Annotated in this window: 12 protein-coding genes; 5 read left to right on the top strand and 7 right to left on the bottom strand. The window is 56.2% G+C overall.

Features of this window, described 5'->3' with window-relative positions:
* Nucleotides 1–117 precede the first annotated feature (117 nt).
* Nucleotides 118–993, bottom strand: coding sequence for a cell envelope integrity EipB family protein (locus tag ABVF61_RS23040; RefSeq protein WP_353995865.1), 876 nt, complete (start codon nt 991–993; stop codon nt 118–120).
* A 276-nt stretch (nt 994–1,269) separates the two neighbouring features.
* Here ABVF61_RS23040 and ABVF61_RS23035 point away from each other — a divergent pair, with 276 nt between their 5' ends.
* The 3 genes from ABVF61_RS23035 (at nt 1,270) to ABVF61_RS23025 (ending at nt 4,015) form a co-directional block, all read left to right on the top strand.
* Nucleotides 1,270–1,734 carry a RidA family protein gene (locus tag ABVF61_RS23035; protein WP_353995864.1) on the top strand — a complete coding sequence of 155 codons (465 nt, stop codon included), beginning with the start codon at nt 1,270–1,272 and terminating at the stop codon, nt 1,732–1,734.
* 56 nt (nt 1,735–1,790) lie between these two features.
* The gene (locus tag ABVF61_RS23030; RefSeq protein ID WP_353995863.1) at nt 1,791–2,567 is read left to right on the top strand and encodes a glycerophosphodiester phosphodiesterase family protein; all 777 of its coding nucleotides are present in this window, start codon (nt 1,791–1,793) and stop codon (nt 2,565–2,567) included.
* Nucleotides 2,568–2,683: 116 nt separating this feature from the next.
* The gene (locus ABVF61_RS23025) at nt 2,684–4,015 is read left to right on the top strand and encodes a GNAT family N-acetyltransferase (protein WP_353995862.1); all 1,332 of its coding nucleotides are present in this window, start codon (nt 2,684–2,686) and stop codon (nt 4,013–4,015) included.
* 18 nt (nt 4,016–4,033) lie between these two features.
* On the opposite strand, the gene ABVF61_RS23020 is transcribed toward ABVF61_RS23025, so the two are convergent.
* The 4 genes from ABVF61_RS23020 to ABVF61_RS23005 all read right to left on the bottom strand — a co-directional run bounded on the left by ABVF61_RS23020 (nt 4,034) and on the right by ABVF61_RS23005 (nt 7,685).
* Nucleotides 4,034–4,888, bottom strand: coding sequence for a GNAT family N-acetyltransferase (locus tag ABVF61_RS23020; protein ID WP_353995861.1), 855 nt, complete (start codon nt 4,886–4,888; stop codon nt 4,034–4,036).
* A gap of 204 nt (nt 4,889–5,092) precedes the next feature.
* Nucleotides 5,093–5,413: an antibiotic biosynthesis monooxygenase family protein gene (locus ABVF61_RS23015; RefSeq protein ID WP_353995860.1), complete on the bottom strand. Its 321-nt coding sequence runs from the start codon at nt 5,411–5,413 to the stop codon at nt 5,093–5,095.
* Between the two features lie 92 nt (nt 5,414–5,505).
* Entirely contained in the window at nt 5,506–6,720 is a 1,215-nt protein-coding gene (locus ABVF61_RS23010; RefSeq protein ID WP_353995859.1) for a trans-sulfuration enzyme family protein, read from the bottom strand.
* A gap of 29 nt (nt 6,721–6,749) precedes the next feature.
* The gene (locus tag ABVF61_RS23005) at nt 6,750–7,685 is read right to left on the bottom strand and encodes a LysR substrate-binding domain-containing protein (protein WP_353995858.1); all 936 of its coding nucleotides are present in this window, start codon (nt 7,683–7,685) and stop codon (nt 6,750–6,752) included.
* Between the two features lie 124 nt (nt 7,686–7,809).
* Between ABVF61_RS23005 and ABVF61_RS23000 the strand changes: the two genes are divergently transcribed.
* Both ABVF61_RS23000 and ABVF61_RS22995 read left to right on the top strand, forming a co-directional pair.
* Nucleotides 7,810–7,995 carry a YdcH family protein gene (locus ABVF61_RS23000; RefSeq protein ID WP_353995857.1) on the top strand — a complete coding sequence of 62 codons (186 nt, stop codon included), beginning with the start codon at nt 7,810–7,812 and terminating at the stop codon, nt 7,993–7,995.
* Between the two features lie 36 nt (nt 7,996–8,031).
* The gene (locus ABVF61_RS22995) at nt 8,032–8,229 is read left to right on the top strand and encodes a hypothetical protein (RefSeq protein ID WP_353995856.1); all 198 of its coding nucleotides are present in this window, start codon (nt 8,032–8,034) and stop codon (nt 8,227–8,229) included.
* Nucleotides 8,230–8,341: 112 nt separating this feature from the next.
* Here the strand turns inward: ABVF61_RS22995 and ABVF61_RS22990 are convergent, their stop codons facing one another.
* Together ABVF61_RS22990 and ABVF61_RS22985 are read right to left on the bottom strand one after the other, a co-directional pair.
* Nucleotides 8,342–11,446 (bottom strand): efflux RND transporter permease subunit, encoded by a 3,105-nt coding sequence (locus tag ABVF61_RS22990; RefSeq protein ID WP_353995855.1) that lies wholly within the window; start codon nt 11,444–11,446, stop codon nt 8,342–8,344.
* Between the two features lie 33 nt (nt 11,447–11,479).
* Nucleotides 11,480–12,574: an efflux RND transporter periplasmic adaptor subunit gene (locus tag ABVF61_RS22985; protein WP_353995854.1), complete on the bottom strand. Its 1,095-nt coding sequence runs from the start codon at nt 12,572–12,574 to the stop codon at nt 11,480–11,482.
* Between the last annotated feature and the right edge of the window lies 1 nt (nt 12,575).

The following is a 12,575-nucleotide window of genomic DNA, read 5'->3' as shown; positions in this document are numbered from 1 at the left end:
GGCGAAAGTTGCGGCATAGGTGCACTTGCCGAAAAACACCGATGAGGGGATTACCTCGGCGGCGACACTCACATCAAACGGGCGCTATGGATCGCTCAAGAGCCCAAGACCTGGACCTTACTCCTGCGGACAGTCGGTCTCATCGAAGAGTTCGAGCGACGCCATTTTTCCTTTGATGGTGAAATCCCCGTAGTCGAGCGTCAAATGACCGCTGACACCGTTTTGAAACAGCCAGAACGACAACTGGTAGACGGGTGTCTGTTCGCCCGTTGTGTCTTCTTCCTCGGAGTCGAAATAGGCAACCGTAACCGGCCAATAGTTCAGACCCGAAAGTGGCGCGTCTGGACCTGTCGCATCCGCCTTCACGTTGCTGGCTTTCTTGGCACCGATGACCGAAGTCGTGGAGTAGACTTTCTCGCCCGTTTCCGCGCCATCATAAATGTCGGCAGCTATGAAGGAGACACCGTCCTCACCTGCTTTGAGGATGCTCAAAAGGTGTTCCGTCGGGAAAAGAACCTCCTTGCCGATCTCGAGCGACTTTTCCGACGGCTCCTTGAGCTTGATTGTCTTCGCGTCGGCGCCGGATTCGGCTGTTCCGCGCGATTCTTCAACGAGTTCCTGATCCACAAAGGTTTTTGTCAGGAACTGGTAGCTGTCCGTTTCAGGCTCTTCAAACGACGTCGTCTGAAGGTCAGTCACCTGTGAGCCGCCGTCGTTGTTCTGGAACCTGGTCACGAACCGGAAATTGACGCTGTAGCCGTCACAGGCATTGCCGGAAAACTCGTAGACCATTCGGCCGGTCAGCGCCGCTATCCCCGAACTGTCGTCTTTCTCGCCCAGCTTCATGTCATAGACGGCCCGATGCGGCACAAGTTTCGCCCCGCCCGAGCTTGCGATCGATGCGCCTTCGGCCGCATGAGAAGTGAGAACGCTACTCACGAAAACCGCGAAGAACGCACCCGCCAGGGATCCGGACATCAAAAGGCGCTGCATGATCTTTTCCTCAATATTCCAACGAAGTGACCGTCGGATCCGTCAGAACTCATTATGCGATAATACGCACGTTTCGCTACTGCGAAATCTCAACGGACGGACGAAATCCCGCAGATAGTGACTTATTTCATAAATTCGGCCATTGAGAGACTTGGCCACTAAAAGCAAATCACCTCCTCCACAGTTTCATTTAGGCGCCAGTGGCCAATTTGGCCTTGTCTCGTTGCACAATTTGGGTCAAGACACCGGAAATTTCACGCGAGGCGGAGACACCACATGAGCACCATTGAATCCCGTTTGACTGATCTTGGCGTGTCGCTGCCGGAAGCAGCGGCCCCGGCAGCCAATTATGTGCCCTTCGTCAAAACCGGAAATCAGCTTTTTATCTCAGGTCAGCTGCCTATGGAAAACGGCAAGGTCCAGGTGACTGGCAAGCTTGGCGACGACCTTGATATCGAGCAGGGCAAGACAGCGGCCAGAACTTGCGCAATCAACCTGCTGGCACAAGCAAAAGCTGCCACTGGTGACCTCGATAAGGTCGTGCGCCTTGTCAAAATCGTCGGCTTCGTGAATTCAACTGCCGAATTCACCGATCAGCCTCAGGTCATTAACGGCGCTTCCGATTTTCTTGTCGAGGCGATGGGTGATGCCGGGCGGCATGCCCGCTCAGCAGTCAGCGCTGCGTCCCTTCCCTTTGGTGCCGGCGTTGAGATCGAAGCCATTTTCGAAGTCGCCGACTAAACGTTTCACCGTAACAGCGACAGCCACACACAAGATCCCGGAACCGATTGCAGTCGATGACCACCGACCTTGAAGCCATTTTCGCGCGCCCTGTTGCACATCGCGGCTATCACGATGCAGACAATGGCGTCATCGAAAACACGCCGACAGCGGTCTCAAGGGCGGTGGATAAGGGCTTCGCGATCGAAGTCGACGTTCAAGAGACCGCAGACGGAGAAGCGCTGGTCTTTCATGACTACACGCTTGACCGCCTGGCGGAGGGAAACGGCAAAGTCATTGACGCGCCGTCCCATGAACTCTGCCAGATCCATATGAAAACAGGCACAGACAAGCTCTGGCTGCTACAGGATCTGCTTGAACTTGTGGACGGCAAAGTGCCGCTGGTTGTCGAGATAAAATCCCTGATGCGTCGGGATGCACAAGGCGACTTCGTGCGCAGGGTCACCGATCAGATATCGGCTTACAAAGGTCCGGCCTGCCTGAAAACATTCGACCCTGACATGCTTTCTCACGCCAAGAATCATAATTCCGGGGTTCTGCGCGGGATTGTCGCCGACGGTGCCGAGCCCGGACCCAATTACGTACGCTACAGCCGGACGGACCGGTTCATACTTCGTCATTTGCTTCACGCGCCCCGGACCCGCCCACACTTCATATCCTATGGCATAAAGGGTCTCCCGAAGACCGGCCCGAGCTTGTTACGCTCCTTGTTCAAGCTTCCGCTTATGACCTGGACAGTCAAAACGCGGGATCAACGGGAAACAGCGGCGCGATACGCCGATCAGATCGTTTTTGAGGGGTTTGACCCGTACAAAGACAGAGGCAACCTTTGAACGCGGCCTCGCCGATCAGGACACGGCCCGGCCAAAGAACTGTGTTTTGCTCTTGCGATGCAAAAAGACAGCGCTACATTTTGAGTGTTGTCCCCAATTCTGGTTGCTATTGACGCATGAGTTCTTCCCTGTCTGAGGAAAACCGAGATCACAACGCCACAGGCGAAGGAGAAACCCTTTCGCTGCGCATTCTGTCCTCACTCAAGGACGTAGCCTTTGAAAAATGGGATGCGGTTGCGAATCCCGGCTGGTCCCTGACGGGAAACGGACGGCTCACAAAATCCGAGACGTGCGAGAGCCCGCAACATGGCGTCGATGCAGAGATCGCCAGAGCGCTGGATTTGAGTGCTGAAGTACTTCCTGAGGAAACGTCATTTAACCCTTTCTTGTCACACGCTTTTCTTGAAGCGCTCGAGGCCTCTGATTGTGCTACAAACGCAACGGGCTGGCTGCCGCGCCATATGCTTCTGGAAGATGGCGAAGGCGCGGTTCTGGGTGCGGTTCCGGCTTACCTGAAAAGCCATTCTCAGGGAGAGTATGTCTTCGATCACAGCTGGGCGGATGCCTTTTACAGAGCCGGTGGCGACTACTATCCAAAGCTTCAGATTTCTGTGCCCTTTACACCGGCGACCGGCCGCCGGTTTCTGGTTGGCACCGGCCTCAACAGGGAAGCAGGTTTACAGGCGCTTGCCGCAGGTCTTGTTCAGGTATGCCAGCGCAGCGGCGCTTCCTCCGTGCACGCCACCTTTTTGACCAAACCCGAATGGGACACTCTCGGAGACCTTGGTTACCTTCGGCGGACAGACCAGCAATTCCATTGGGAAAACAAGGGCTATGAAACCTTCGACGGTTTCCTGGCTGATCTCGCATCCAGAAAACGAAAAGCGATCAAGAAAGAACGACGCGCAGCGCTTTCAGCCGAGGGCATCGAAGTCGAGTGGATCACGGGATCGGATCTGACGGAAGCACACTGGGATGCGTTTTACGGTTTTTACATGGACACCGGCTCGCGCAAATGGGGCCGGCCTTACCTGAACCGCAAGTTTTTCTCACTGATCAACGAACGGCTTGCAGAGCGGACGCTTCTGGTCATGGCCAAGCGCGAGGGCCGCTATGTTGCCGGCGCACTGAATTTTATCGGGTCTGAAACACTTTTCGGGCGCCATTGGGGGTGCAACGAACATCACCCCTTCCTGCATTTTGAGCTGTGCTATTACCAGGCCATCGATTTCGCCATTGCAAACGGCCTGAAACGCGTCGAGGCGGGTGCTCAAGGGTCCCACAAACTGGCGCGTGGCTATTTGCCGACGACCACCTATTCCGCGCATTGGATTGCACATGAGGGTCTGCACCAGGCCGTGTCGGACTACTTGGAGCGGGAACGGTTCGCAGTGGAACGGGAAAACGAGGCTCTTGCCGAGCATGCTCCGTTCCGGAAAGACGATTAAAGCTAGAAAGCCGTTTCTTCAGAAGCGCATATGCATCTCAAATTGCCTCAAGTGATCCTCGGCTCCCGCCTTGTCGAGAAAGGCATTGGTGTTTTCTGCAGCAGCATCGACATTAACGAATGTCAGGTGATCGGACGTGACCGATGTCCCCAATCTGTTCAACAACGCCCGTCCAATCCCGCGCCGTCTGTGGTCCTTGTGGACCCCAATCTGGGCCACAGACCCATCCGCGTAGGAAGCGGCCCATCCGGCCAGGCTTCCATTCTGCCGAACACCGAAAAGGTGGATCTTGTCGCGGAGTGAAATGAGCGCCGCTCGGCTGTTTTGTGGTGTTGGCTGCGTGTCGAAATAGAGACTTTCGTTATCCGGCAAGTCTTCAAGGGTGAGCGCTTGCAGCTTCAAATTGTCTGGGTCAGGGATGGGCAAACCGCTCTTCGGCACCCTGCAAACACGCAGTGTCCTTTGGGTCTCAAAACCGAAGGAGCGATAGGCATTGACGGCTTTTTCGTTTGTCGTGATGACCTCAAGCTGAAGCCCGGTAGCCCCCTCTGACTTTTGTTTCTCAACCACAGTTTCAGATAAGCGCCGGACGATCCCTTGTCGTCTGTGGTGAGGATCTGTGCCGACGGAAATCGCATAGCTCCTCCCCGCAAAGGCCGGTCTCGGCGCGCTGGACAACCAGAAACCCGCAATTTCGGATCCCTTTACGGAAACAAAGGAATGCTCCGCCGAATAGCCCCGCTGTTTTTGAAAGTCCCTGAACTTTTCGATCGTCATCCTGAGCGGCACTTCATAATCTGAAAACGCGGCGTTCATGGCAGCGCAAAGTTCCTCGGACCCAAGGTTCCGGCAATCGGTAATCTGGTAAGTCATGATTTCCTGAGCGTGATTTGAAAGCGCGACGGGCGTTTTTGAATTACCCGGCACTGCAAGGTTTTGAATATTCGGGCAGACACGCCAAACACAATTTGCAAAAGCGTGTCGTGGGGTCCCTGACCAGCTTCAGGTGCGCACCTTTCAATATCCTTTGATGGTCGGCAAGGCTCAGCAAAACAAAACGGCCTTCGCAAAGTTCCGTCAGTTAAAGCTCTCTGCAACGTCATACATGACCGGCTCGAAGCTCTTGCATAGTCCATGGATACGTCGATTCCGCTCGCGCATTTCAGGCGCACGCAGCATGGCCAGAAAATCCTCCCGTCTGCGCCACTGGGAATAATTGGCAATGCGCGTCTGGGCATCGTTCACATGGAGACCCGCGCCGATAAAACCCGGTTGATGCCGGATGAAGTTTTCATAAGCGTCCTTCAACTCGTCCAGGAGGTCGAAACAGGTCCCAGGTGTCATTTCAAATGTCGTGATCACTGTTTGGCAATCACTGTTGCTGGAAATTTCTGGCATGGCTCTCCTCCTCCAGGTCTGCCTCAAAGGCTGGCACGAAAAGCGGAGGGCGGCAATACGGAGTGTCCCTGCAACCTTATCGACACGGCGTGTCAGGCAAGAGCCTCCTCAAGATCCGCGATCAGGTCTTCTGCGTCTTCCAATCCTACCGAAAGGCGGAATATGCCGTCTCCGGCAAAATCCCTGTAGGATTGCAGTTGTGCGCCCTTCAGCCTGAACGAGGTTTCCATCAACGGCTCCGTTTCCATCCAGAAGATGAGAGAGCGGTGATGCCCCAGAGAGACGGCGTAATGAATCACCTGAAGCCTGTCGATCATCTGCTGTGCGACGGTTCGGCCTTCCTGCGCATCTCCAACCTGAAAAGCAATCATACCGGAGAAATTCGTCATCTGGCGTAACGCCAGTTCCGCCTGCGGGTGCGAAGGAAGACCCGGATAAACCACACGCGAGACACGAGGATGCGTTTCGAGCCAACTCGCTACCGCAAGGGCACCGGACTGATGCGCCTTCATTCTGAGCGGCAAGGTCGATAAACCACGGGCTATCAGCCACGCGTTGAACGGTGACAGAACGCCGCCATGATGAATTGCCGCCTCCTTGCGCATCCGTGCAATCAGATCTGCCCGACCCGCAACAGCACCACCGACCGCATCTCCGTGTCCGCCGATGTATTTTGTGATCGAATGCATGATCAGGTCCACACCAAGTGCGACCGCATCCATGCCAAGCGGTGATGCGAAGGTTGCGTCGCAGCTGTGTAACGCCCCTACTCTGTGCGCAAGTGCCGAGACCGTACTTAGGTCTGTCAAACGACCGATCGGGTTTACCGGCGTTTCGGTGTGGATCAGTTTCGTATTGGGTTTGATCGCAGCGTCCAGCGCCGAAAGATCCGACACATCGACCGTTGAGACCTCAATGCCCAGTCGCGGCAATGTTTCGCGTGCGAGTTCAGCAACGCCCGCATAGGAGACGTCTGAAACGACAACATGGTCACCTGCGGACAGGAACGTTAGGAAAATCGCCGTTGCTGCCGCCATTCCAGATGCCAGGCAAAGACAGCTTTCCGTCCCCTGAAGCGCCGCAATTTTGGTCTCAAGCATTGCGACTGTGGGGTTGTCCCAACGGGAATAGATGAACCCGTCCTGACCGTCTTCCAGATCGTGGGCGGAAAAACCGGCCACATCGCTGCTGACGAAAGTCGAACTCATATGCAGGGGCGGCGCAGACGCGCCTGTCGCCGGATCAGGACCTTCGCCGGCGTGGATCGCCGTTGTCATCGGACCAGGCCGCCGGTTGATCTTTTTCATCTCGGATCCCTTCGTGAGCGAAGGACCGTTTAGGTGGATGCTGCCACAACGCCTTCGGCGCGCATATTCTTAACGGCCTCCAGGGTCAGGGAAAGCAGTTTCTCATAGTGCGCTGCGCGCGAGCTGCCGTGGCGCCAAACGAGATACATTACCCGTTGCATCTCGATGCCTTCGACCTTCTTCAACAGAAGGTTCGGCTCTTTGGGAAACTCCGAGGCGACATAGGCGGCGGGAAAAAGCGCCAGCCCCATTCCGATGGACGCCATCTGCCGGAGCGCGTCCAGACTGGTGCCTTCGTAGTCTTGCAGAAAGTCAGCACCGGCGGCGCGTGCCAACGCCTGGACATCGTTATGAAGCCGGAACCCTTGTCCCAGCGAGAGCAGCTTCTCGCCCTTGAGCAGGGCGACTGGAACGATGTCGAGGCCTGCAAGGGGATGCGAGCGGGGAACGGCAAGCGAGACATCTTCACTGCAGATCTCTCGCTCGGTGAGTTGCCCGCTCGGTGTGATATCCGGAGAAATAATGCAATCGAGAGACCCGGCAGCCAGTCCCTCCTCCAGAAGATTCGGCCGGTCCTCACGGATATAGAGCTCCAGATCGGGAAAATTGTGTTTCAGAATCGGCAGGAGATACGGCATGAAATATGGCCCGAATGTGGGTGAGACGCCCAACCGGATCAATCCACCGAGATTTGCCCGTCCCGCATGCGCCTCTGCCACAATTTCGTCCAAACTCTCAAGAGCAAGCCTTGCAAGCGGCAACAGTCTTTCACCGGCGGCAGTAAGCGTGATATCGCCCCCACCGCGCTCCAGCAAACTGCTGCCGAGATGATCCTCTAAGAGCTTGAATTGAGACGATAATGTTGGCTGGGACACGTTGCATTTCTCGGCTGCTTTCCCGAAGTGCAGCGTCTCGGCCAAGGCGATAAAATAGTCCAGTTGGCGTGGGGACGGTCTGAAACGCATCTTTCATTTCCCAATGATAGTTTTTCCCTATCATCATAATACAAACAATGTATTTCTTCTATGCACCTTTCACCCCATATCTTGGTTGTCAACACAGCGACAGCCAACAGCATGGAGGTAGGCGATGTACAACCGTTTGAAGTCTTTGCGCAGCCAGCACAATACGCTGGATTCCCTTATCCGCCGCGAAGAGTTGCATCCCTACCCAGATTCGCAGCACATCCGATCACTGAAGAAATTCAAGCTCCGTCTACGCGACGAGATCAGCAAGATCGAAGACAAGCTGAACGCAAATCAGCTGGCCTACTGACCAGCCCCCGAACTGTCCTTTGAGAGGAATACCAATATGACCCCGTTCTGGCCCTTCATGGCCTTACCTGCAGCGCAGCCGAAGTTCACCCGCCGAACCCGGTTGCAGGACCTGGAAGCACGCATGTCTTCTTTCTTGTCTGAAAAGCAGGCGTCGAGCACCAGCTGCCCCAAGGTGCTCGACAATATCAAGGTCGCAAAGTCGACCGTCCAGCGTGAGATGGCCACCGGCTGAGAGACCGGCCGAGTTTCCACCTTCCGAAACCAGTAGCGCCACAGCAGCTGGATCAACCCGTCCGCGAAGGCCCCGCGGACGGGTTTTATTTTGGCAGGCATCATGCGCCAGCCTATTCGGCTGGCGACGAAAGTGCATTCGGCACTTCTTCGCCTTTCACCATGTCCTTTTTCGGCGGCCGCACCCTGAAAAACAGCGCATAAAGAACCGGTGCCGCGATCAGAGTGAGGACCGTTGCAAAGGCAAGGCCACCCATGATCGTCACCGCCATGCCGCGGAAGAACGCGTCAGACAGTAGCGGTGCCATCCCGAGGATGGTCGTGACAGCCGCAAGCATCACAGGACGCATACGGGACACGCTGGCTGCAACAATCGCATTGTATTTTTCGCTGCCTTCCTCGATCAGCCGATCGATCTCTTCGAGAAGAACGATGGCGTTTTTGATCAACATGCCGGAGAGCGACAGAAGACCGAGCAAAGACATGAACCCAAAGGGCGTATCCGTTGCAAGCAAGGCGATCGCGACACCATTGATGGACATCGGTACAATCAGCCAGATGATCAACGGCTGGCGGACAGAGCCGAACAGCAGAATGGAGATGATCAGCATCACAAGAAAACCGAGCGGCAACTGCGCTCCCAGTGAAGCCTGCGCGTCATTGGTGCTTTCGTATTCGCCGCCCCACTCCAGACCATAGCCCGGTGGCAGGGCAATCGCCTCGATCTGCGGTCTCACTCTCGCGAGCGCAGCTGTCGCCGTTTCGCCTGCCGTTGTCTCCGCTTTGACTGTGAGCGTTCGCACCCTGTCACGCCGGTGGATCAACGTATCCTGAGGTTCCATCAGGAACTCGCTGACAACCTGATCGATCGGAACGTATCTGCGCTGACCAGTGCTCCAGACAAGGGAATCAGACACGCTTTCGTTGACGGATATTCCGTCCGGTCCGGCCTTTCGGGCAACAATCGGAATACTCTCGTCCACGTCCCGATAAGACCCGACCTGAACGCCTTCGGTGGCAAACTGGAGGGATAGCGAGAGTTCTTCGCGCGTGACGCCAGAAATCCGTGATCTGTCTTCATCAAAGACCGGCCGGACCACCAATTCGCGCTGGCGCCAATCCGTGTTCACGTCCGCCAGCCTGTTTTCGGGAGACGAGAAAATCGCCTGTGCCTCGTCACCGAGACGCTTGAGTACGTTCTCATCAGGTCCTGAAAAGCGGGCTTCGATCTTGGCACCGCCACCGGGGCCGAATACCAGACGTTTTGTGATGATCTGTGCAGAGGGAAATTGATCGGCGAATTTTTCCCGCAGATCCAGCGCCAGCAGATCGATGTCGTCACGGCTGTTGGTGCGGATCAGCATATGCCCATAAGCGGGATTTGCGTCTTCAGGCGAGTAGGTCAGCATGAACCGGGTCGCCCCGCCACCGGCAAAGCTGGTCACCGCCGCAACACGCGTGTCGGCCCGCACGATTTTTTCCATTTCGGTCAGGTCCGCCTCAGTTGCGCGAATGTCGGTGCCCTGGGGTGACCAGTAGTGGACGTAGAAAATCGGCGTATTGCTGTCGGGAAAAAACGCCTGTTTCACGTTGCCGAAGGCCATGACACAGGCAACCGTGATCCCGATCAATGCCACGACAGTGAGCAACCTGGCACGCAGTGTGCCGATCAGGAAGCCGCGATAAATTGTGTAGATGATGCCCTTGTAAGGATCCTGGCCGTTCAAGGTGCCTGTTGCGGTTCTGAAAAAGTACTTTCCGAACAGCGGGGTCACCGTGACGGCAAAAATCCAGGACAGCAGAAGGGAAATTCCGATCACGGCAAACAGCGAAAACAGGAACTCACCGGTCGCATCAGGCGACAGGCCAATCCCGGAAAACGCCATGATGCCGATGACGGTCGCCCCCAGAAGCGGCCACATCGTTTGTTTCACCACGCGGCTGGCTGCCTCGATCGCCTTTTGCCCGCGCTGCATGTTGATCATCATGCCTTCGGCCACGACGATGGCATTGTCGACCAGCATACCCATGGCAATGATCAGCGCACCGAGCGAAATGCGCTCCATCTCGATTGTGAAGATGCGCATGAACAAAACGGTTGCCATCACGGTGAGCAGAAGAACGGTGCCCACCACAACGGCAGCCCGCCACCCCATGAAGAGCGCAAGTACGCCAATCACGATGACCACAGATGCCGCCAGGTTCAAAATGAACCCGTTCACAGATGCATCGACCACGACGTTTTGCTCATAGATCGGATGGATCTGCATCCCGACCGGCAAAAGTGCTTCGATCTCAGAGAGCTTGGCAACCACTCTGTCGCCGACTTCAACAATGTTGGTTCCGTCGACCTGCGAGACGCCGATCGTCACAGCCTCGTGTCCGTTGTGACGGATCAAGCGGCTCGGTCGCTCCGGTTCTCCCAGATCGAGAGTCGCGATATCGGACAATCGGATCATGGCGGTGGACCCCGGCCGGCCGATGACAAGGTCCTCAATGCCACGGAAATCTTCAAAGGCCGATGGCGTCATCAGACGGATGCGCGATTGCCCTGAAACGGCCGAACCGTTGGACTGTATACGGTTTTCCGCATCCAGAACGCCGACGATATCGGTCATGGAAATGCCGAGACCGGCCATTTTGTCCTGATCGACATCAAGGTAGATCACGTCTTCGGGCTCACCAGCGACCTCGACCTTGCCGACGCCGGGCACCGCCAGAAGTTCCCGCCGGATCCGCTTAACAGTGTTGCGAATGTCCCGGTTGGTGTAACCATCTGCGGTGAAAGCGTAAAACAGACCGTAGACGTCACCGAAACTGTCATAGACCAGGGGTGTCCCGGCGCCGGACGGCAGGTTCCGGACCTCGTCTCCGACTTTCCTGCGCAATTCGTCCCAGACCTGAGGCAACTCAGAGCCGTCATAGGTCGGCTTGATCTCGACGCTGATGCGAGAAAGCCCCGGTTCGGAAACCGACCTGATTTCGTCCAGCTGCGGCATCTGCTGGATCGCTGTTTCGAGGATTTCCGTAACCTCGTTTTCGACCTCCGCCGCTGTAGCGCCGGGATAGACGGTGATGACCTGAGCTTCTTTGATCGTAAAAGCCGGGTCTTCAAGACGCCCCACTGTGGTCAGGCCCCAAAGGCCGCCCAAGAGCGCCATCAGAACGATCATCCATGTGTTGACCGGCTTTTCGATGGAATAACGTGCAATATCCATGGGATCTGATCCTTCTTGTTAAGCCATTCAGGATCAGCGCAAACGGCGCACAATCTGGCCGTCGCTCAAATAGGCGACACCGGCCGACACAATCTCATCGCCGGGCGCAAGGCCTTCGCGCACGGGAATATAGTCTCCCATGATGGTTCCGATCTCGACGGGTTGTTTGGAAACTGCACCCGTATCATCGGCAAACTTCCAGACGAAGGTTTCCCCCTCCCCGTCAACCGCAACAGATGCGGTCGGAACCAGAAACTGTTCACCGAGTTCAAGCCCTTCCGGGACGAGCTTGACGATCACGGAGGCCGTCATGCCAGGAGACAATTGCTCCGCTTCCTCGCGCGGCATGGCAAGGGTGATGCGGTAGGTTTGCGCGACATCGTCCACCTGGCTGGAGTGTTCGCGATACTCAAGCGGGAAAATCTTGTCGCCGTAGGCCGGAAATTTCGCTTCGATGGAAGACACTTCGGATTCCGTCACACGGCCGAACAGAGCTTCTGCAACGTTGATATCGACCTGGACCTCGGAAACGTCATGCATCCTCACAATCGGAGTGCCGACACTTACTGTCGTGAAATTGTCGACAAGACGCAAAGAGACAATCCCGTCAAACGGTGCTTCAAGCGACGTATATTCGACGTTTTGACGCGCTTCCTGCAAGCGCTCGACTGCCAGATCGTGCTCATTCTTTTGCTCGTCAAAAGCAGACTGCGAAATCACCGAACGATCCTTGAGCGTCTCGAGCCGGTCCAGTTCGCGTTTGGCCTGATCCAGATTGATCGTCGCTTCCCGCACCGCCCTGTCGTAGTCGGTGGTGTCCAGCTTGGCGATCAGGTCGCCCTTTTTCACCTGCTGACTTTCAAGAACCGGCAGTTGAAGGAGCTTACCGGAGACCTGGAACGACAGGTCCACGGTCTGTACGGCCGCCACTCGCCCTGCAAAGCGTCGCTCGATTAGTCCGATCTGATCGGTCACCGTGAAGATCTTGGCCGGCCGGGGCGCTGCGTGCAGCTTTGCCTCGGCCTCTGCAATTGGATTGGCCGCATCGTCCTGGCAGGCCGCCAACACGCCCGCGGCAACCAGAAACACTGCCGCCCGGGCAAATGAAGCTCTTTGAAGTCTCGACATC

Origin of the sequence: Roseibium sp. HPY-6 (assembly GCF_040530035.1) — a bacterium.
Lineage (GTDB): Bacteria > Pseudomonadota > Alphaproteobacteria > Rhizobiales > Stappiaceae > Roseibium.
Note: the sequence above shows the minus strand (reverse complement) of the source record. Positions and strands in the feature narration are given on the sequence as shown.